Raw genomic sequence first — 21,070 nt, forward strand, 5'->3', positions numbered from 1 at the left:
ATCAGGCGGTGACGCCGTCGGCCACGTTCTGGTATTCCTCGATCTTGTCGAAGTTCAGGTACTGGTAGATCTGCGCGCTGGACGCATCCAGCACGCCCACGCTCGCCATGTACTCTTCCTTGGTCGGAATGCGGCCCAGGCGCGAGCAGATCGCTGCCAGCTCGGCCGAGCCGAGGTACACGTTGGTGTTCTTGCCCAGGCGGTTGGGGAAGTTGCGCGTGCTGGTCGACATCACGGTCGCGCCTTCGCGCACCTGCGCCTGGTTGCCCATGCACAGCGAGCAGCCCGGCATCTCGGTGCGGGCACCGGCATTGCCGAACACGCCGTAGTGGCCCTCTTCGGTGAGCTGCTGCGCGTCCATCTTGGTCGGCGGTGCGATCCACAGCTTGACCGGGATGTCGCGCTTGCCTTCGAGCAGCTTCGATGCGGCACGGAAGTGGCCGATGTTGGTCATGCACGAACCGATGAACACTTCGTCGATCTTCGCACCGGCCACGTCGGACAGCGTCTTCACGTCGTCCGGGTCGTTGGGGCAGGCGCAGATCGGCTCGTGGATGTCGGCCAGGTCGATCTCGATGACGGCCGCGTAGTCGGCGTCGTCGTCGCCCTTGAGCAGTTGCGGGTCCTTGAGCCAGGCTTCCTGCGCCGCGATGCGGCGGGCCAGCGTGCGGGCATCGGCATAGCCTTCGGCAATCATCCACTTCATCAGCGTGATGTTGCTGTGGATGTACTCGATGATCGGTTCCTTGTTCAGGTGCACCGTGCAACCGGCGGCCGAGCGTTCGGCCGAAGCGTCGCTCAGCTCGAAGGCTTGCTCGACCTTGAGGTCAGGCAGGCCTTCGATTTCCAGGATGCGGCCCGAGAAGATGTTGACCTTGCCCTGCTTGGCCACGGTCAGCAGGCCAGCCTTGATGGCGTACAGCGGGATCGCGTTGACCAGGTCACGCAGCGTGACGCCGGGCTGCATCTTGCCCTTGAAGCGCACCAGCACCGATTCGGGCATGTCGAGCGGCATCACGCCGGTCGCGGCCGCGAAAGCCACCAGGCCGGAGCCGGCGGGGAAGCTGATGCCGATCGGGAAACGCGTGTGGCTGTCGCCGCCGGTGCCGACGGTGTCGGGCGTGAGCAGGCGGTTGAGCCAGCTGTGGATCACGCCGTCGCCCGGGCGCAGCGAAACGCCGCCACGGTTGGCCATGAAGTCCGGCAGCTCGTGGTGCATCTTGACGTCGACCTTCTTCGGGTACGCCGCCGTGTGGCAGAACGACTGCATCACGAGGTCGGCCGAGAAGCCCAGGCAGGCCAGGTCCTTGAGCTCGTCGCGCGTCATCGGGCCGGTGGTGTCCTGCGAGCCGACCGAGGTCATCTTGGGTTCGCAGTACGTGCCCGGGCGCACGCCAGTGCCTTCGGGCAGGCCGCAGGCGCGGCCGACCATCTTCTGTGCGAGCGAGTAGCCCTTCTTGGTGTCGACCGGGCTGGTCGGCAGGCGGAACAGCGTCGACACGGGCAGGCCCAGTGCTTCGCGCGCCTTGGCCGTCAGGCCGCGGCCGATGATCAGCGGAATGCGGCCGCCGGCGCGCACTTCGTCGAACAGCACGTCGCTCTTGACCTGGAACTCGGCGATGACCTTGCCGTCCTTGAGGGCCTTGCCTTCGTAGGGACGCAGTTCGACCACGTCGCCCATGTTCATCTGCGCCACGTCGAGTTCGATCGGCAGCGCGCCCGAGTCTTCCATGGTGTTGTAGAAGATCGGCGCGATCTTGCCGCCCAGGCAGACGCCGCCGAAGCGCTTGTTCGGCACGAAGGGGATGTCCTCGCCGGTGAACCACAGCACCGAGTTGGTGGCGCTCTTGCGCGACGAACCCGTGCCGACCACGTCGCCCGCGTAGGCCACGAGGTGGCCGCGCGCGCGCAGGTCCTCGATGAACTTCACCGGGCCACGCTTGCCGTCTTCTTCCGGAACGATGCCGGGGCGTGCGTTCTTGTGCATCGCCAGCGCGTGCATCGGGATGTCGGGACGCGTGGTCGCGTCGGGCGCGGGCGACAGGTCGTCGGTGTTGATCTCGCCGGCCACCTTGAAGATGCTGACCGTGATGCTCTGGGGCACTTCGGGACGGCTGGTGAACCATTCCGCGTCGGCCCAGCTCTGCAGCACGCCCTTGGCGTTGACGTTGCCCTTGTCGGCCTTTTCCTTGACGTCGTGGAACTGGTCGAACATCAGCAACGTCTTCTTGAGGCCCTCGGCCGCGACGGCGCCGACTTCGGCGTCGTCGAGCAGGTCGATCATCGGGCTGATGTTGTAGCCGCCGAGCATGGTGCCGAGCAGTTCGGTGGCGCGCGCGCGCGACAGCAACAGGCTCTTCTCCGTCCCGTGCGCCACGGCCGCCAGATAGCTGGCCTTGACTTTGGCGGCGTCGTCGACGCCCGCAGGCACGCGGTGGGTGATCAGGTTGAGCAGGAACTCGCCGTCGTTCGACGTGGCGGACTTCATCAGCTCGATCACTTCGCCAGTCTGTTTGGCGGTGAGGGGCAGGGGCGGGATGCCGAGCGCGGCGCGCTCTGCGACATGGTCAACGTAGGCTTGCAACATCTTCTAGATTCTCCGGAAACGGGTACGACGGGGCTGGCTGCGGGGGACAGCCTTGCCTTACTTCTTCTTACTTCTTGACGGGGCCGCTGGTCGGCGCGTCAGCACCCTCGAACAGGCTCTTGGGTGGGTTGAGCTTGAGTTCCGCCGACATGGCGACCTGCGCCGGTGCCTGGCAGTCATCGGCCAGACGCAGGCCCTGCTTCTGGTTCATCAGCATCGACTTGTTGCCGAGCTGGAGCCACATGGCGCCCGCGCGCGGGTCTTCCAGGCGGATCGCGCCGGTGCGGCTTTCGACCGGGTGCATGCGGTACTTGGCACCCTTGGTCGACACGGTGAAGTAGCCGGGCTTGCTCTCGTCGGCGGTCACGGTCACGTCGGCGCCCAGCTCGCATTGGATCTTGCCGGTGTGCACACGGCCGGCCACGGCCAGGTCGGCCTCGTTGAGCGTGACGTCGGTGCTGGTGTCGATCGGCGTGACTTCCTCGACAGCCTTGGCGGCACGGCGCGTGACCTGGGGCTTCTTCTTGGGCGCGGGCTTCGCGGCAGGCTTTGCCGCGGCCTTGGCGGCCGGCTTCGCGTCGGTGCTGCTCTGGGCCGTGGCCGCCAGCGGGAGCGCCAGAACGGCGGCGGCAATCAGTGCGAGGGTCTTGGTCATCGAGGGTTCCTTGGGGGACGGTTGTCTGGGGTGTTCGGGGAAGAAGACGAAAACCAGGTCTGTGCCTCGGGAGGCAGCACACGGCCTGTGGCATGGGCGCGCTCGAGCACCTGCCAGAAGTGGCGGTAGCTCGCGCGATCGTGGAGCGTGCCGTCGATGTTGACCGGCGCCCAGGCCTGGCGCACGGCCGCGTCGACGATGCGCGCGGCCTGCTCGATCTGGCCTTCCTCGGGCGCGAAGGCCTCGAGGATCGGGCGGATCTGGCTGGGATGGATGCTCCACATGCGGGTGTAGCCGAACTCGGCGGCGGCCCGTTTCGCCGCGGCACGCAGGGCCTCGACGTTGCTGAATTCGGTGACGACGCAGTGCGACGGCACCTTGCCGTAGGCGTGCGCGGCCGAGGCGATCGCCAGCTTGGCGCGCACCACCAGGGGATGGCTGAACTGGCCTGCGACACCCATGCCGTCGGCCGGGATCGCGCCGGCGTGGGCCGAGACGAAGTCCATGAGCCCGAAGCTCAGCGACTGCACGCGTGGATGGGCCGCGATGGCAAAGGCGTTGTGCACCGCCAGCGGCGATTCGATGAGCACGTGCAACGGCAGCGTCTGCGCGCCGGCGGCATCGAGCGCGGCCACGGCGCGGGTCACGTCGTCGATCGACTCGACCTTGGGCACCATCAGGTGGCTCAGGCGCGGGCCGGCACGGCCGGCGATGGTGGCGATGTCGGCGTCGAAGGCCGCATGGTCGACCGGGTGCACGCGCACCCCGACCCGCATGCCGGGCGCCGAGGCCAGTGCCAGCTCGGTGACGAGTTGCGCATGCTCGGCTTCGCCGCCCACAGGGGCGCCGTCTTCACAGTCGAGGGTGACGTCGAACACGCAGGCGCCGAACTCCGCGGCCATCTCGGCCTGGAGCGCGAGGCTCTTCTTCATGCGGACTTCGACGCCGCTGTAATGGTCGCAGACCGGCAGCAGGATGGCGCCCGCCTGGGCGCCGAGCAGCACGTCACGGGGGTGCATCGAAGCCGCGCTCATGCAGCAGTGATCAGGTCGGGCGCTTTGCGCGGCGCCCAGGTCGCGATGTCGCTCGCTTCGAAGCGAGCCTGCAGGCAGCGACGGTCATCAAGAGGAGGATTCCGGTCGGACATGGGCAATGAGACTCCTGGGGCCATCGACGCACGGCGCGCATTCGGCGCGACATGCCCGATGGCCGGGGGATTACAGCAGGTGGGCGACGCCGGCCTGCTCGTCGGTCAGTTCCTTGAGCGTCTTGTCGATGCGTTCCTGGCTGAAGGCATCGATGTCCAGGCCTTCGACGATCTTGTATTCGCCGTTCTCGGTGGTCACCGGGAAGCCGAACATGACGTCCTTGGGAATGCCGTACTGGCCGTCCGACGGGATGCCCATCGTGACCCACTTGCCGTTGGTGCCCAGGGCCCAGTCGCGCATGTGGTCGATGGCGGCGTTGGCCGCCGAAGCCGCCGAGGACAGGCCACGGGCTTCGATGATCGCGGCACCGCGCTTGCCGACGGTCGGCAGGAAGGTGTCGGCATTCCAGACCTGGTCGTTGATCAGGTCCTTGACGCTCTTGCCGGCCACGGTGGCGAAGCGGTAGTCGGCGTACATCGTGGGCGAGTGGTTGCCCCAGACGGTGAGCTTCTCGATGTCGGCCACGGCGGTGCCGGTCTTGGCGGCGATCTGGCTCAGGGCGCGGTTGTGGTCCAGGCGCAGCATGGCGGTGAAGTTCTTGCGCGGCAGGTCGGGTGCGCTCTTCATCGCGATGTAGGCATTGGTGTTGGCGGGGTTGCCCACCACCAGCACCTTGACGTTGCGGCTGGCGACGGCGTTGAGCGCCTTGCCTTGTGCCGTGAAGATCGCGCCGTTGACGGCCAGCAGCTCGGCACGTTCCATGCCGGGGCCGCGGGGACGCGAACCAACCAGCAGTGCGTAGTCGGCGTCCTTGAAGGCCACCATCGGGTCGCCCGACGGGATCACGCCGGCGAGCAGCGGGAAGGCGCAGTCTTCGAGCTCCATGATCACGCCCTTGAGAGCCTTCTGGGCCTTCTCGTCGGGGATCTCGAGCAGTTGCAGGATGACGGGCTGGTCCTTGCCGAGCATTTCGCCGGAAGCGATGCGGAACAACAGGGCGTAACCGATTTGGCCGGCGGCACCGGTGACGGCGACGCGAACAGGCTTTTTGCTCATGGGAAAGACTCCAGAAGATGGTGAAAACGGCGGCGGCAAGCTCGGGCGGCTGCCGAGGCCCCGCGCAAGGCTGAGCCGGGGGCGGAACCGGCGCACATTTTAAGCCGAATCGAGATTCGGAGCACGAACGTCTTATGTCTTATATAAGATACGGCCCCTGCGCAGACCGCGCAGAGCGCCCCACGCCATGAATACGCCCCTTCTCGCCGACACGGCCACACCTTCGTTCAGCCCGCTGTATCAGCAGATCAAGACCCTGATCCTGCAGAGCCTGCAGGCGGGCGAATGGAAGCCCGGCGAGCCGATCCCGAGCGAAATGGACCTGGCGGCGCGCTTTCGCGTGAGCCAGGGCACGGTGCGCAAGGCCATCGACGAACTGGCCGCCGAGAACCTGGTGGTGCGCCGCCAGGGCAAGGGCACCTTCGTCGCCACCCATGCCGAGCAGCACGTGCAGTACCGCTTCCTGAAGCTGGTGCCCGACAGCGGCGACACCGCCACCGAAGGCCCGGCCGAACGCACCATCGTCGATTGCCGGCGGCTGCGCGCCTCGGCCGACGTGGCGCGCGCGCTCGCGCTGCGTTCAGGCGATGCCGTGCTGCAGGTGCGGCGCGTGCTGGCCTACCGCGGCGTGCCCACCATCCTGGAAGACCTGTGGCTGCCCGGCCTGCCGTTCAAGGGCCTCACGGCCGAACGGCTGCGCGCCTCGCGCGGGCCGATGTACGCGATGTTCGAGACCGAGTTCGGCGTGCGCATGGTGCGCGCCGAGGAAAAGATCCGCGCCGTGCTGCCCGACACCGAGCAGGCGGCCTTGCTGGCCGTCGATGCGGCGACGCCGCTGCTGAGCGTCGAGCGCCTCGCCCATACCTACCACGACACGCCGATGGAGCTGCGTCGAGGGCTTTACCGCACCGACACGCACCACTATCGCAACGAACTCGGATGATGATGAAACCCGTCTTTACACCCGTAAAAGCGCCCTTTGACGACAGCTGCAGTGCCTCCGGCGCCCGAGCATCCCACCAATCCAGTGCGATGACACGGAGCCGACTGCGGCCTGATGGTGCATTGCAATAGAATTTTGCGTTGTTTGCATTTCGCCAAAGAACAAGCTGCCCCTCGAAAAAGCAACGAAAGCCCCCATGACCGAGCTTGCTAACTCACCCCGTCCGCCGCGACGCCAGTTCCGCAACATCAATGCCTTCACCGACCTGACCACCTACCGGCTGCCGCCGGCGGGCATCGTGTCGATCCTGCACCGCGTGAGCGGCGCATTGATGTTCCTGTTGCTGCCCTTCATCATCTGGATGTTCGACACCTCGGTGTCTTCCGAGATTTCCTTTGCCCGCTTCAAGGCCGTCTTCAACGTCGGCGTCGGCTTCGCGCCGGGCTGGTTCTTCAAGCTGGTGGCACTGGCCCTGATCTGGGCCTACCTGCACCACTTCATCGCCGGCCTGCGCCATCTGTGGATGGACGTGAGCCATGCCGCGGTGACCAAGGAATTCGGCAAGAGCTCGGCCATCGGCACGCTGGCGATCAGCATCGCGCTGACCGTGGTGCTCGGCGCCAAGCTGTTCGGCCTGTACTGAAAAGAGAGTTGTAAAAATGTCTGTGAACTACGGCTCCAAGCGCATCGTCGTCGGCGCGCACTACGGACTTCGCGACTGGCTCAGCCAGCGCGTCACCGGCGCCCTGATGGCGCTCTTCACGATCATCCTGCTCGCGCAAGTGCTGTTCTCGCGCGGCCCGATCGGCTATGACACCTGGGCCGGCATCTTCTCGGCCCAATGGATGAAGGTGCTCACCTTCGTCGTGATCGCTTCGATCCTCTACCACGTGTGGGTCGGCATGCGCGACATCTGGATGGACTACGTCCAGCCGGTCGGCATCCGCCTCGCCCTTCAAATTTTCACGATCGTCTGGCTTGTGGGTTGCGCGGGTTGGGCCATTCAAGTGCTCTGGAGACTCTGACCCCATGACTGCCTATACCAAAGACCAAATCACCAAGCGCAAGTTCGACGTCGTCATCGTGGGCGCCGGCGGCTCCGGCATGCGCGCCTCGCTGCAACTCGCACGCGCCGGCCTCAACGTGGCCGTGCTCTCCAAGGTTTTCCCGACCCGCTCGCACACTGTCGCCGCACAAGGTGGCGTGGGCGCCTCGCTCGGCAACATGAGCGAAGACAACTGGCACTTCCATTTCTACGACACGATCAAGGGCTCCGACTGGCTCGGCGACCAGGACGCGATCGAGTTCATGTGCCGTGAAGCCCCGAAGGTGGTGTACGAGCTCGAACACTTCGGCATGCCCTTCGACCGCAACCCCGACGGCACGATCTACCAGCGTCCCTTCGGCGGCCACACGGCCAACTACGGCGAGAAGCCCGTGCAGCGCGCCTGCGCCGCGGCCGACCGCACCGGCCACGCGATGCTGCACACGCTCTATCAGAAGAACGTCGAAGCCCGCACCCAGTTCTTCGTCGAATGGATGGCGCTGGACCTGATCCGCGACGCCGAAGGCGACGTGGTCGGCGTGACCGCGCTCGAAATGGAAACCGGCGACCTGCACATCCTGCAGGCCAAGACCGTGCTGCTGGCCACCGGCGGCGCCGGCCGGATCTTCCAGGCCTCGACCAACGCCTTCATCAACACCGGCGACGGCCTGGGCATGGCCGCGCGTTCGGGCATCCCGCTGCAGGACATGGAGTTCTGGCAGTTCCACCCGACCGGCGTGGCCGGCGCGGGCGTGCTGCTGACCGAAGGCTGCCGCGGCGAAGGCGCGATCCTGCTCAACAGCAACGGCGAGCGCTTCATGGAGCGCTATGCGCCCACCATGAAGGATCTGGCACCGCGCGACTTCGTGTCGCGTTCGATGGACCAGGAAATCAAGGAAGGTCGCGGCTGCGGTCCCAACAAGGACTACATCCACATGAAGCTCGACCACCTGGGCGCCGACACCATCCACAAGCGCCTGCCCTCGGTCTACGAGATCGGCATCAACTTCGCGAACGTCGACGTCACGAAGGAACCGATTCCGGTGGTGCCCACCATCCACTACCAGATGGGCGGCATCCCGACCAACATCAACGGCCAGGTCGTGATCCAGAAGGGCGAAGAGAACAGCCTGGCGGTGAACGGTCTCTATGCCGTGGGCGAATGCTCCTGCGTGAGCGTGCACGGCGCCAACCGCCTGGGCACCAACTCGCTGCTCGACCTGCTGGTGTTCGGCAAGGCCGCCGGCAACCACATCGTGCAGTTCAACGACAAGCAGAAGGAGCACAAGCCGCTGCCGGCCGATGCGGCCGACCGCTCGCTCGAACGCCTGAACCAGCTCGAAAGCTCCACCGCCGGCGAGTACGCCCAGGATGTGGCCGGCGAGATCCGCTCCGTCATGCAGCAGCACGCCGCCGTGTTCCGCAAGCAGGCGTCGATGGACGAAGGCGTGGTCAAGATCGCCGCGATGCGTGACCGCGTCAAGGCCATCACGCTCAAGGACAAGTCGCGCGTGTTCAACACCGCCCGCATCGAGGCGCTGGAAGTCGACAACCTGATCGAAGTCGCGCAAGCCACCATGGTCTCGGCCGCCGCCCGCACCGAATGCCGTGGCGCGCACACCGTCGAAGACTACGAGCGCCCGGCCGACGATCCCGTCGCGCCGCTCGGCCGCGACGACGCGAACTGGCTCAAGCACACGCTGTGGCACAGCGAGAGCAATAGCCTCTCGTACAAGCCGGTCCGGCTCAAGCCGCTGACGGTCGATTCGGTGCCGCCCAAGGTCCGTACGTTCTAAGCATGCAAGAACAAAACATCACAAGGTCACCACGATGAAGCGCACATTCCAGATCTACCGCTACGACCCGGACAAGGACGCGAAGCCGTACATGCAGACCATCGAGGTCGAACTCGACGGCCACGAACGCATGCTGCTCGACGCGCTGATGAAGCTCAAGGCGCAGGACCCGACGCTGTCGTTCCGCCGCTCGTGCCGCGAGGGCGTCTGCGGCTCCGATGCGATGAACATCAACGGCAAGAACGGTCTGGCCTGCCTGACCAACATGAACACGCTCAAGGGCACGGTGGTGCTCAAGCCGCTGCCGGGCCTGCCCGTGATCCGCGACCTGATCGTGGACATGACGCAGTTCTTCAAGCAGTACAACTCGATCAAGCCGTACCTGCAGAACGACAACGTGCCGCCCGAGAAGGAACGCCTGCAGAGCCCCGAAGAGCGCGAAGAGCTCGACGGCCTCTACGAGTGCATCCTGTGCGCGAGCTGCTCGACCAGCTGCCCGAGCTTCTGGTGGAACCCCGACAAGTTCGTGGGCCCGGCCGGCCTGCTGCAGGCCTACCGCTTCATCGCCGACAGCCGCGACGAAGCCACCGCCGAGCGCCTGGACAACCTGGAAGACCCGTACCGCCTGTTCCGCTGCCACACGATCATGAACTGCGTCGACGTGTGCCCGAAGAACCTGAACCCCACCAAGGCCATCGGGAAGATCAAGGAACTGATGGTGCGTCGCGCCATCTGACCTTCTTCAGGACATCCTGCCCGCCATGACACAGGTCGACACACTCGATACCCCGCTCGGCGAGCGGCGCTTGAGCAAGCTCAAGTGGCGCTGCCGTCGCGGCCTGCTGGAAAACGACCTGTTCATCGCGCGCTTCTTCGAGCGGCATGAATCTGGCATGACCGAGCGCCAGGCGCAGGCCATGGAGACCTTGATGGATCTGTCGGATCACGATCTGATGGATCTTTTCATGCGGCGCACCGAGCCCGATGCGGGCTGGGCCGACGCCGACGTGGTGGACCTGCTGCGACTGCTGCGCGTCTGAGCGCCGCACCACAGGTTCATGCTCCCCCGAACATTCATCTTTTGAGAAAGAAAGTCGAAATGAAAGCTTCCGAGACCAAAGCCACCCTGTCGTTCAGCAACGGCGGCAACAGCGTCGACCTGCCGGTCTACAAGGGCACCGTGGGTCCCGACGTGATCGACATCCGCAAGCTGTACGCACAGACCGGCATGTTCACGTACGACCCGGGCTTCATGTCGACCGCGGCATGCCAGTCCTCGATCACCTACATCGACGGCGACAAGGGCGAACTGCTGTACCGCGGCTACCCCATCGAACAGCTCGCGACCAACTGCGACTTTCTGGAAACCTGCCATCTGCTGCTGTACGGAGAACTGCCGGACGCACCGAAGAAGGAAGAGTTCACCAAGCTCGTGACCAACCACACGATGGTCAACGAGCAGATGCAGTTCTTCCTGCGCGGCTTCCGTCGCGATGCGCATCCGATGGCCATCATGACCGGCCTGGTCGGCGCCCTGTCGGCCTTCTATCACGACAGCACGGACATCAACAATCCGAAGCACCGCGAGATCGCCGCGATCCGCCTGATCGCGAAGATGCCCACGCTGGTGGCCATGGCGTACAAGTACACGGTGGGCCAGCCCTACATGTACCCGAAGAACGACCTGAGCTACGCCGGCAACTTCCTGCACATGATGTTCGCCACGCCGTGCGAAGAGTACAAGGTGAACCCGGTGCTCGAGCGCGCGCTCGACCGCATCTTCATCCTGCACGCGGACCACGAGCAGAACGCCTCGACCTCGACCGTGCGCCTGTGCGGCTCGTCGGGCACCAACCCCTTCGCGGCCATCGCAGCCGGCGTGGCCTGCCTCTGGGGCCCGGCCCACGGCGGCGCCAACGAAGCGGCGCTCAACATGCTCTACGACATCCAGAAGGCTGGCGGCGTGGAGAAGATCGGCGACTTCATCAAGCAGGTCAAGGACAAGAACTCCAACGTCAAGCTGATGGGCTTCGGTCATCGTGTCTACAAGAACTACGATCCGCGCGCCAAGCTGATGCAGGAAACCTGCAAGGAAGTGCTGGCCGAGCTGGGCCTGGAAAACGACCCGCTGTTCAAGCTGGCCATGGCGCTCGAGAAGATCGCCCTGGAAGACGAATACTTCGTGTCGCGCAAGCTCTACCCGAACGTCGACTTCTACTCGGGCATCGTGCAACGCGCCATCGGCATCCCGGTGCCGCTGTTCACCGCGGTGTTCGCGCTGGCCCGCACGGTCGGCTGGATCGCCCAGCTCAACGAGATGATCGGCGACCCCGAGTACAAGATCGGCCGTCCGCGCCAGCTGTTCGAAGGCTCGGTCCAACGCGACGTGAAGCCCATCGCCCAACGCTGAGCCCCGCCGCTCGCGCCTTGAAAAAAGCTGCCTTCGGGCAGCTTTTTTGCGTCTTGGCTTACAGGAAATTCTTGAGCGATTGTTAACTTGGGTTCCGGAGGGTGACTCCCCATTCGATCCCGTCAACAACTGCTCAACGCTCTATCCAAGGAGTTCTGTCATGAAGAAACTAGCCGCACTGCTCGCCGTCACGTTCGCTTTCGCCGTGCCCCTGGCCGGGTGCAACACCGTCAAGGGCGCAGGCCAGGACATCCAGAAGGGCGGCAACAAGATCGAGGACGCCGCAACGAAGCGCCAGTAAGCCGGCCAGGCCGAATGACGCAAAGCGGGCCACGGGCCCGCTTTTTTTCGTGGGCGGACGCATCGTGGGCAGGCAACCTGGCCATCGTGTATCACGATGGCGGAGAAATTCTCTCTATAGGACAATAGCCCTCCCACCATCTTCCAGCACGATGCCCTCGCCGTGACCGCGTCCGAACGCACCTTTGCCCGCCGCATCGATCTCACCTCGCTCCAGCTCTTCGTGGCGGTGTGCGAGCTGGGCAGCATCGGCCGCGCGGCGGAGCGCGAGTTCATCGCGGCCTCGGCCATCAGCAAGCGGCTGTCGGACCTGGAATCGGCACTTGGCACGCCGCTGCTCTACCGCCACACGCGCGGCGTCGACCTCACGCCCGCCGGCGAGAGCCTGCTGCACCACGCGCGCTCGGTGCTCTACAGCCTCGAGAAGATGCAGGGCGAACTCAGCGAATACGCCGACGGCGTGCGCGGTCACGTCCGCGTGCACGCCAACATCTCGGCCATCGTGCAGTTCCTGCCCGAGGACCTGGGCGCGTTCCGCCGCGACCATGAAGAGATCAAGATCGATCTCGAGGAGCACCTGAGCGCCGAAGTGCAGCGCGCAGTGCACGAGGGCGCGGCCGACCTGGGCATCTGCTACCTGTCCGACGGCGCGAGCGAACTCCAGAGCCTGTCATACCGCCACGACCGCCTCGTGCTGATCGTGCCGCTTGGCCACGCACTGGCCGAGAAGGCCGAACTCGCTTTTGCCGAGTCGCTCGAGTACGACCACGTCGGCCTGCACACCAACAGCTCCATCTACGTCGCGACGCGGCAGGCCGCGCTCGACGCCGGCCGCACCATCAAGCTGCGCATCCACGTGACCGGCCTCGACGCGATGTGCCGCATGATCGAGAACGGCCTGGGCATCGGCGTGATGCCCGGCCATGCCTTCGAACTGATGCGCGGCGGCATCGGGCGCCGGCTCACCAGTGTGGCGCTGAGCGACCTCTGGGCGCGGCGCGAGATCCGGCTGGTGGCACGCGACTTCTCGACGCTGCCGGTGGCCGCGCGCTCGCTGGTCGCGCACCTGCAGGCCTCGGGCGCGGCCAACGAAGGCCTTGCGCTCGCGGCCTGACCCGGCGCCAACGCGCATCCCACGAATCACCCCACGAAAGAAGACCGACCATGGCACGCACGCTCTACGACAAGATCTGGGACGAACACGTCGTCCACACCGAGGACGACGGCACCGCGATCCTCTACATCGACCGCCACCTGGTGCACGAAGTGACCAGCCCGCAAGCCTTCGAAGGCCTGCGCGAGGCCGGCCGCAAGCTGTGGCGCATCAGCTCGGTGGTCGCCACGGCCGACCACAACACGCCGACCACCGGCTGGGAACGCGGCTACGAGGGCATCGCCGACCCGACCAGCAAGGAGCAGGTCACCACGCTGGACCACAACATCGCCGAGTTCGGCGCCGCGGCCTTCTTCCCCTTCCTGAGCAAGCGCCAGGGCATCGTGCACGTGATCGGCCCGGAAAGCGGCGCGACCTTGCCGGGCATGACCGTGGTCTGCGGCGACTCGCACACCTCCACCCATGGCGCCTTCGGCGCGCTGGCGCACGGCATCGGCACCAGCGAGGTCGAGCACGTGATGGCCACGCAGACGCTGCTGGGCAAGAAGGCCAAGAACATGCTCGTGAAGGTCGACGGCAAGCTGCCGCTGGGCTGCACCGCCAAGGACATCGTGCTGGCCATCATCGGCAAGATCGGCACCGCCGGCGGCACGGGCTACACCATCGAATTCGCGGGCTCGGCGATTCGCGACCTGAGCATGGAAGGCCGCATGACGGTCTGCAACATGGCCATCGAAGCCGGCGCGCGCGCCGGGCTGGTGGCGGTCGACGAAAAGACCATCAGCTACGTCAAGGGCCGCCCGCTCGCGCCCACCGGCGTGGAATGGGAGCACGCCGTGAGCTACTGGCGCACGCTGCAGTCCGACCCGGGCGCGAACTTCGACGCCGTGGTCACGCTCGACGCCACGCAGATCCCGCCGCAGGTCACCTGGGGCACCTCGCCCGAGATGGTCGTCGACATCAACGGCCGCGTGCCCGATCCCGACAAGGAAAAGGACGCCAACAAGCGCGGCGCCATCGAACGCGCGCTGGTCTACATGGGCCTGGAGCCCAACAAGGCCATGAACGACATCTTCATCGACAAGGTGTTCATCGGCTCGTGCACCAACAGCCGCATCGAGGACATGCGCGAAGCCGCGGCCGTGGTCAAGAAGCTGGGCCAGAAGGTCGCGAAGAACGTCAAGCTCGCGATGGTCGTGCCCGGTTCGGGCGTGGTGAAGGAACAGGCCGAACGTGAAGGCCTGGACGTGATCTTCAAGGCCGCCGGCTTCGAATGGCGCGAGCCCGGCTGCTCGATGTGCCTGGCGATGAACGCCGACCGGCTCGAGCCCGGCGAGCGCTGCGCCTCGACGTCGAACCGCAACTTCGAAGGCCGCCAGGGCGCGGGTGGCCGCACCCACCTCGTGAGCCCGGCCATGGCCGCCGCCGCCGCCGTGCACGGCCATTTCGTCGACGTGCGCACCTTCGCCTGATCTGGAGACATCACATGCAGAAATTCACCGTGCACCAGGGCCTCGTGGCCCCGATGGACCGCGAGAACGTCGACACCGACGCGATCATTCCCAAGCAGTTCCTCAAGTCGATCAAGAAGACCGGCTTCGGCGTGAACCTGTTCGACGAATGGCGCTACCTCGACGCCGGCTTCCCGGGCCAGGATCCGGCCAGCCGCAAGCCCAACCCCGACTTCGTACTCAACCAGCCGCGCTACGCCGGGGCGTCCGTGCTGCTGGCACGCAAGAACTTCGGCTGCGGCTCGTCGCGCGAACACGCACCGTGGGCGCTCGACCAGTACGGCTTCCGCGCGATCATCGCGCCGAGCTACGCCGACATCTTCTTCAACAACAGCTTCAAGAACGGCCTGCTGCCGATCGTGCTGCCCGAAGCCCAGGTGGCTCAGTTGTTCGACGAGGCCCTTGCGTTCCCCGGCTACAAGCTGACCATCGACCTGGAGCGCCAGGTGGTGGTGAAGCCCGACGGCGGCGAACTCGCCTTCGACGTGCAGGCCTTCCGCAAGTACTGCCTGATCAACGGCCTCGACGACATCGGCCTGACGCTGCGTCACAAGGACAAGATCAAGGCCTTCGAGGCCGAGCGGCTGGCGCAGAAGCCCTGGCTCGCGCACACGATGCTGGCCAACGCCTGAGCGTCGCCCTCCTTATCTCTCTCCACAAGCAACGACAAAATGAAAATCGCAGTTCTCCCAGGTGATGGCATCGGCACCGAAATCGTGGCGGAAGCCGTCAAGGTGCTCCACGCGCTCGACCTGAAGTTCGAGATGGAAACGGCCCTCGTCGGCGGCGCCGCCTACGACGCGCACGGCCATCCGCTGCCCGAGGCCACGCTCAAGCTCGCGAAGGAATCCGACGCGGTGCTGTTCGGCGCCGTGGGCGACTGGAAGTACGACACGCTCGAGCGCCAGTTCCGCCCCGAGCAGGCGATCCTGGGCCTGCGCAAGAACCTCGGCCTGTTCGCCAACTTCCGCCCGGCCATCTGCTACGAGCAGCTGGTCGCGGCCTCGAGCCTCAAGCCCGAGCTGATCGCCGGCCTGGACATCCTGATCATCCGCGAGCTGACCGGCGACATCTACTTTGGCCAGCCGCGCGGCCGCCGCACCGCCGTCGACGGCCACTTCCCCGGTGCCGAGGAAGCCTTCGACACGATGCGCTATTCGCGCCCCGAGGTCGAACGCATCGCGCGCGTCGCCTTCGAAGCCGCGCGCAAGCGCAGCAAGCGCGTGACCAGCGTCGACAAGGCCAACGTGCTCGAGACCTTCCAGTTCTGGAAGGACATCGTCACGGAAGTGGGCAAGGAGTACCCGGACGTCGAGCTCGACCACATGTATGTCGACAACGCGGCCATGCAGCTCGTCAAGGCGCCGAAGAAGTTCGACGTGGTAGTCACCGGCAACATGTTCGGCGACATCCTGTCGGACGAAGCGGCGATGCTCACCGGCTCGATCGGCATGCTGCCCTCGGCCTCGCTCAATTCGAGCAACCAGGGCCTGTACGAACCCAGCCACGGCAGCGCGCCCGACATCGCGGGCAAGGGCGTGGCCAACCCGCTGGCGACCATCCTGAGCGCCGCGATGATGCTGCGCTACTCGCTGAACCAGGAAGAGTCCGCCCAGCGCATCGAGACCGCTGTCAAGAAGGTGCTGGCCCAGGGCCTGCGCACGCCCGACATCTACAGCGAAGGCACCACCAAGGTGGGCACGGTGGCGATGGGCGATGCGGTGCTGAAGGCGCTGTAAGGCCGCCTCGCGGCCACCCTGCCGCGCCCCACGACGTGGAGGCGCGGCAGGGCCGCGGTTCAGCCCGGGATCTCGGGCTCGACCAGCTGCGCAAGCTGCGCCAGCGACTCCTGCCAGCCCAGGTAGCACATCTCCACCGGAATCACCTCCGGAATCCCTTCCTGCACGATGCTCAGTTCGGTGCCGCCGAGCACGGCCTTGAGCACCACCGTCACCTGCAGTTCACCCGGCAGGTTCGGGTCGTCGAAGCGGTCCGTATAGCGCAGGCGCTCGTTGGGCACCAGTTCCAGGTACTCGCCACCGAAGGCATGACCGTTGCCGGTGGAGAAGTTCTGGAAGGACATCTTGAAGCGGCCGCCCACCTTCGGCTCGAAATGGTGGACCTTGCAAACGAAGCCGTAGGGCGGCAGCCACTTGGCCATGGCGTCGGCGTCGAGGAAGGCGCGGTAGACCTTCTCGGGCCGGGTCTTGAGGATGCGATGCAGTCGGACGGTACCGGTGGGCATGGGCTGGTCTCCTGGCGGGGTCGGGGTGGGTTGGCATTCATACACCATCTCGCGCACATCCGCTACAATGTCCGCCATGTTTGTCGCCCGTCCGTTCACCCTGAACCCAGCATCCGCCGCCCCGGCCGATGTGGCCGTGTGCGCAATCATCATCAAAACCACGACCATTAAGGGCTGATCCAGCCTGGTTCGTCGTGCGCCCTCCCCCGGCCCTGACGAGCCGGGCCCCTCAGCCGTTGCTGACCGCGGGAATCTTTATCTATTGAAGGGCGTTGACATGAGCAAGTTGGTGGGCCTCGTCGGATGGCGCGGCATGGTGGGTTCGGTCCTGATGGACCGCATGGTGGCCGAGGGTGACTTCGGTCTGATCGAGCCGGTCTTCTTCTCGACCTCCAATGCCGGCGGCAAGGCCCCGGCGATGGCCAAGAACGAGACCACGCTCAAGGACGCACACGACATCGACGCGCTGAAGAAGTGCGACATCGTCATCACCGCGCAAGGCGGCGACTACACCAGCGAAGTGTTCCCCAAGCTGCGGGCCGCCGGCTGGAACGGCCACTGGATCGACGCGGCTTCGACGCTGCGCATGAACGACGACGCGATCATCGTGCTCGACCCGGTCAACCTGCCCGTGATCCAGAACGCGCTGGCCAAGGGCGGCAAGAACTGGATCGGCGGCAACTGCACCGTGAGCTGCATGCTGATGGGTGTGGGCGCGCTGTACAAGGCCGGCCTGGTCGAGTGGATGACCAGCATGACCTACCAGGCGGCCTCGGGTGGCGGCGCGCAGCACATGCGCGAACTGCTGACCCAGTTCGGCACGCTCAACGCCGAAGTGCGTTCGCTGCTCGACGACCCCAAGTCGGCCATCCTCGAGATTGACCGCAAGGTGCTGCACAAGCAGCAGAACCTGTCGGCCGCCGAGACCGCCAACTTCGGCGCCCCGCTGGGCGGCTCGCTGATTCCCTGGATCGACAAGGACCTCGGTATCGGCAAGCGCCAGGACGACGCCGACTGGGGCGTCTCCAAGGAAGAGTGGAAGGGCGGCGCCGAAACCAACAAGATCCTGGGCCAGGGCGCGGGCTTCGGCACCGCGGCCACGCCGGTCGACGGCTTCTGCGTGCGCATCGGCGCGATGCGCTGCCACAGCCAGGCCCTGACCTTTAAGCTCAAGAAGAACGTGCCGCTGGCCGACATCGAGGCGCTGATCGCCGGCGACAACGCCTGGGCCAAGGTGATTCCCAACACCCGTGAAGCCACGGTCAAGGACCTCACGCCCGTGGCCGTCACCGGCACCATGGACATCCCGGTGGGCCGCATCCGCAAGCTGGCGATGGGGCCCGAGTACGTCGGCGCCTTCACCATCGGCGACCAGCTGCTGTGGGGCGCCGCGGAACCGCTGCGCCGCATGCTGCGGATCCTGCTGGAAGCCTGAAGTCGTTGCGGGACGGAGACATCGCAGGGGCGTGAGTTGCTTGGCCGCAACGGCTCCTCGCTACCGAAGTTGGTGCGCACTGGGTCCCACAGGCCTGTCGCCTTGTCAGTGTCGGTTGATGATGTTAACGTCCCCTTACACTTTCGGGCCGCGGTGCCCCCCTTCAGCATGACAAGACCTCCGTTGCCTGCGGCCCGCGTTCTGGCCACCCGCCCGCCCCGGACGCTTCCGGGCCGGGCGCCGCTTTCCGCGCTCGGCGCGGCCATCGCGCTGGCGCTGGGCGGCGTGGCCTTCGATGCGCAGGCCTTGTCGCTGGGCCGGATCACGGTGCAGTCGGCGCTCGGCGAACCGCTGCGCGCGGAGATCGACGTCACCGAGATCAGCGCCGCCGAGGCCGAGGGCCTGCGGGTGAACGTCGGATCGCCGGAGGTTTTCCGCAGTGCCGGCGTGCCCTACAACTCGGCGCTGTCCGACGTGCGCAGCACGCTGCAGCGGCGCGCCGACGGCCGCTACGTGGTGCGCCTGAGCAGCAACCGCTCGGTCTCCGACCCCTTCATCGACCTGGTGATCGAAGCCAGCTGGGGCTCGGGCCGCATCACGCGCGACTACACCGTGCTGCTGGACCCACCGAGCAGCCGGCCCTCCGCCGCCGCAGCAGCGCCCATCGCGCCAACACAAGCCCAGATCAGCCCGCCCGCCGCGCAAGCGCCGATGGCTTCGGCACCGCCTCGCCCGCGCGCGGTGGCCGCCGCCGTGGCACCGCCCCCGCCCGCTCCGGCCGCGCCGAGCGAGCCCCCCGCAGCCCGCGGCGCCGCCGCAGGCGACGGCGGCCAGGTCACGGTCCGCACCGGCGACACCGCCAGCAAGATCGCCGGCGCGCACAAGCCGGCCGAGGTCTCGCTCGACCAGATGCTGGTGGCCCTGCTGCGCGCCAACCCCAACGCCTTCATCAACGGCAACGTGAACCGCGTGCGTGCCGGCGCGGTGCTCGATCTGCCGAGCGCCGCACAGGCCTCGGCCACGCCCGCCGCCGAAGCACGCCGCACCGTGATCGCGCAAAGCCGCGACTTCGGCGACTACCGCCGGCGGCTGGCCGACAACGCACCGAACGCCAAGGTCGCGGGCGCCGATCGCCAGGCCTCGGGCAAGCTGCAGGCCAACGTCCAGGATCGCAATGCGACCGCCGCCTCGCCCGACAAGCTGACCATCGCGCAGGCCCGCGCCGCCGACGACAAGCTGGCGCAGGCGCGCCAGGCCCAGGAAAGCAACGCCCGCCTGGCGGAGCTCTCGAAGAACATCAACGAGCTGAACAAGCTCCAGGGCGCCGGAGCGCCCGCGGCCGCCGTGGCACCGGCAGGTCCCTCGGCTGCGCCGACCGCCGCGCCCGCTGCGACGGCAAACCCCTCCGCCGCACCGGCCACACCCGTGGCCGCATCCGCCACGCCCGGCACCCTTCCCGCAGTCGCGGCACCCGCGGCCCTGGCGGCCGCCGCCGCGGCGCCCACCGCGACCGTGGTCACGCCCCCTGCTGCGGCCGCGGCGTCCGCTCCTCGCGCACCCGCGGCAACCGATGCACCGCCCGCCGAGACCAACTTCCTCGACGAACTGCTGGGCAACCCGCTGATGCTGGGCGGCGGCGCGCTGATCCTGCTGCTGCTGGCCTTCCTGGCCTATCGCCTGACCCAGAGCCGGCGCCGCGACGCCAGCGAAAGCGTATTTCTGGAAAGCCGGCTGCCCAAGGATTCCTTCTTCGCGGCCAGCGGAGGCGAATCGGTCGACACCAAGAACCGCAGCTCCATCGTGTCGTCGCTGTCGTACTCGCCAAGCCAGCTCGACACCGGCGATGTGGACCCGGTGGCGGAGGCCGACGTCTACCTGGCCTATGGCCGCGACCTGCAGGCCGAGGAGATCCTGCGCGAAGCGCTGCGCATCAATCCGGAGCGCGCGGCCATCCATCTCAAGCTGCTCGAGATCCACGCCAAGCGCCGCGACCTGCGCGCCTACGAGGCGCTGGCCGCCGACGTCCACAAGCTCACCGGTGGCACCGGCAGCGACTGGAACCGCGTGGTCGACATGGGCAAGGAACTGGACCCGGGCAACCCGCTGTATGAAGCGGGCGTGCGCCCCGCAGCCGAAGCCGCCTTGCCGATCGCAGCGGTCGCCGTGGCGGCCGCCACACTGACGCCGCCCCCGCCTCCCGCGGCCGTGCCGCCGCCGCCGGCCTTCGTCTCCTCCGTCGCGCCGCTGGATTTCGACCTCGATCTCCAGATCCCCGACGCCTATCCGACGACCATGACGGCGCCGATCACCGAGCAGCCGGCCATCCAGGCCAATCTGCCCCACCCGCCCAGCCCCGCACCGGCACGCTTCGGACAGGGCCTGCATGACGCGCCGCCGGCGCTGCCGTCCGATCACGATGCATCGGGCGACTTCGACACCGACTTCAATACCGCCCCCGGCGCCCTGGAAACACCGGGTCTCTCGCTTTCGATCCCGGTCGAGGAGCACACCCGGCCCGCGGCCCTGCATGCAGCGCCCAAAGACGACTCCGGCTTCATTGAATTCGACATGAGCGCGCTGTCGGGCCTGAACGGGCGCGATGCCACCGAGACCGAACCGGGCCGCCTCGAGCCGCTGGACGACAGCGAGAGTCCGCATGCGATCAAGCTCTCGCTGGCCCGCGAACTGCAGGCCCTGGGCGACACCGAAGGCGCGCGCTCGCTGGTCGAGGAAGTCGAAGCCGAAAGCTTCGGCGACCTGAAGACACAGGCGAAGCAGTTGCTCGCCGAGTGGGCTTGAACACGCGCGCCGCACCGACCGCGGCC

The 21,070-nt window shown here is 66.7% G+C and carries 19 protein-coding genes; 14 read left to right on the top strand and 5 right to left on the bottom strand.

Going from position 1 to position 21,070, the window contains the following annotated elements:
* Position 1: 1 nt before the first annotated feature.
* The 4 genes from K0H49_RS05890 to K0H49_RS05905 all read right to left on the bottom strand — a co-directional run bounded on the left by K0H49_RS05890 (position 2) and on the right by K0H49_RS05905 (position 5,446).
* Positions 2–2,587, bottom strand: a complete 2,586-nt coding sequence (locus K0H49_RS05890; protein WP_219210209.1) for a bifunctional aconitate hydratase 2/2-methylisocitrate dehydratase — start codon at positions 2,585–2,587, stop codon at positions 2–4.
* Positions 2,588–2,654: 67 nt separating this feature from the next.
* The gene (locus K0H49_RS05895) at positions 2,655–3,242 is read right to left on the bottom strand and encodes a hypothetical protein (RefSeq protein WP_219210210.1); all 588 of its coding nucleotides are present in this window, start codon (positions 3,240–3,242) and stop codon (positions 2,655–2,657) included.
* Positions 3,239–4,276, bottom strand: a complete 1,038-nt coding sequence (locus K0H49_RS05900; RefSeq protein WP_219210211.1) for an HpcH/HpaI aldolase/citrate lyase family protein — start codon at positions 4,274–4,276, stop codon at positions 3,239–3,241. The genes K0H49_RS05895 and K0H49_RS05900 overlap by 4 nt, the downstream gene beginning before the upstream one ends.
* Positions 4,277–4,459: 183 nt before the next feature.
* Positions 4,460–5,446, bottom strand: a complete 987-nt coding sequence (locus tag K0H49_RS05905) for a malate dehydrogenase (RefSeq protein WP_219210212.1) — start codon at positions 5,444–5,446, stop codon at positions 4,460–4,462.
* 187 nt (positions 5,447–5,633) lie between these two features.
* Between K0H49_RS05905 and K0H49_RS05910 the strand changes: the two genes are divergently transcribed.
* From K0H49_RS05910 to leuB, 12 genes are all read left to right on the top strand, one after another.
* Positions 5,634–6,389 carry a GntR family transcriptional regulator gene (locus K0H49_RS05910; protein ID WP_219210213.1) on the top strand — a complete coding sequence of 252 codons (756 nt, stop codon included), beginning with the start codon at positions 5,634–5,636 and terminating at the stop codon, positions 6,387–6,389.
* Positions 6,390–6,585: 196 nt separating this feature from the next.
* Positions 6,586–7,032: a succinate dehydrogenase, cytochrome b556 subunit gene (gene sdhC / locus K0H49_RS05915; RefSeq protein ID WP_219210214.1), complete on the top strand. Its 447-nt coding sequence runs from the start codon at positions 6,586–6,588 to the stop codon at positions 7,030–7,032.
* A gap of 16 nt (positions 7,033–7,048) precedes the next feature.
* Positions 7,049–7,414, top strand: coding sequence for a succinate dehydrogenase, hydrophobic membrane anchor protein (gene sdhD, locus K0H49_RS05920; RefSeq protein ID WP_219210215.1), 366 nt, complete (start codon positions 7,049–7,051; stop codon positions 7,412–7,414).
* A 4-nt stretch (positions 7,415–7,418) separates the two neighbouring features.
* Positions 7,419–9,230: a succinate dehydrogenase flavoprotein subunit gene (sdhA, locus tag K0H49_RS05925; RefSeq protein WP_219210217.1), complete on the top strand. Its 1,812-nt coding sequence runs from the start codon at positions 7,419–7,421 to the stop codon at positions 9,228–9,230.
* A 34-nt stretch (positions 9,231–9,264) separates the two neighbouring features.
* Positions 9,265–9,966 (top strand): succinate dehydrogenase iron-sulfur subunit, encoded by a 702-nt coding sequence (locus tag K0H49_RS05930; protein WP_187108365.1) that lies wholly within the window; start codon positions 9,265–9,267, stop codon positions 9,964–9,966.
* A 25-nt stretch (positions 9,967–9,991) separates the two neighbouring features.
* Complete coding sequence (locus tag K0H49_RS05935; RefSeq protein WP_219210231.1) at positions 9,992–10,270, top strand: FAD assembly factor SdhE; 279 nt, start codon at positions 9,992–9,994, stop codon at positions 10,268–10,270.
* 59 nt (positions 10,271–10,329) lie between these two features.
* Positions 10,330–11,640 carry a citrate synthase gene (gene gltA, locus K0H49_RS05940; protein ID WP_219210232.1) on the top strand — a complete coding sequence of 437 codons (1,311 nt, stop codon included), beginning with the start codon at positions 10,330–10,332 and terminating at the stop codon, positions 11,638–11,640.
* A gap of 160 nt (positions 11,641–11,800) precedes the next feature.
* Entirely contained in the window at positions 11,801–11,941 is a 141-nt protein-coding gene (locus tag K0H49_RS05945) for an entericidin A/B family lipoprotein (RefSeq protein WP_219210234.1), read from the top strand.
* Between the two features lie 162 nt (positions 11,942–12,103).
* On the top strand, positions 12,104–13,054 hold the full coding sequence (locus K0H49_RS05950) for a LysR substrate-binding domain-containing protein (RefSeq protein ID WP_219210236.1): 951 nt from the start codon (positions 12,104–12,106) through the stop codon (positions 13,052–13,054).
* Positions 13,055–13,104: 50 nt separating this feature from the next.
* Positions 13,105–14,526: a 3-isopropylmalate dehydratase large subunit gene (leuC, locus tag K0H49_RS05955; protein WP_219210238.1), complete on the top strand. Its 1,422-nt coding sequence runs from the start codon at positions 13,105–13,107 to the stop codon at positions 14,524–14,526.
* A 14-nt stretch (positions 14,527–14,540) separates the two neighbouring features.
* Positions 14,541–15,197: a 3-isopropylmalate dehydratase small subunit gene (leuD, locus tag K0H49_RS05960; protein ID WP_219210241.1), complete on the top strand. Its 657-nt coding sequence runs from the start codon at positions 14,541–14,543 to the stop codon at positions 15,195–15,197.
* A gap of 39 nt (positions 15,198–15,236) precedes the next feature.
* On the top strand, positions 15,237–16,304 hold the full coding sequence (gene leuB / locus K0H49_RS05965) for a 3-isopropylmalate dehydrogenase (protein WP_219210242.1): 1,068 nt from the start codon (positions 15,237–15,239) through the stop codon (positions 16,302–16,304).
* Positions 16,305–16,363: 59 nt separating this feature from the next.
* Here the strand turns inward: leuB and K0H49_RS05970 are convergent, their stop codons facing one another.
* A complete protein-coding gene (locus tag K0H49_RS05970) occupies positions 16,364–16,810 on the bottom strand; it encodes an SRPBCC family protein (protein ID WP_219210244.1) in 447 nt (148 codons plus the stop codon).
* A 277-nt stretch (positions 16,811–17,087) separates the two neighbouring features.
* Between K0H49_RS05970 and asd the strand changes: the two genes are divergently transcribed.
* Together asd and K0H49_RS05980 are read left to right on the top strand one after the other, a co-directional pair.
* On the top strand, positions 17,088–18,245 hold the full coding sequence (asd, locus tag K0H49_RS05975; protein ID WP_219210246.1) for an aspartate-semialdehyde dehydrogenase: 1,158 nt from the start codon (positions 17,088–17,090) through the stop codon (positions 18,243–18,245).
* 183 nt (positions 18,246–18,428) lie between these two features.
* Entirely contained in the window at positions 18,429–21,044 is a 2,616-nt protein-coding gene (locus K0H49_RS05980; protein WP_307886028.1) for a FimV/HubP family polar landmark protein, read from the top strand.
* Positions 21,045–21,070 lie beyond the last annotated feature (26 nt).

The sequence above is a fragment of the Variovorax boronicumulans genome, from assembly GCF_019352895.1.
Lineage (GTDB): Bacteria > Pseudomonadota > Gammaproteobacteria > Burkholderiales > Burkholderiaceae_C > Variovorax > Variovorax boronicumulans_A.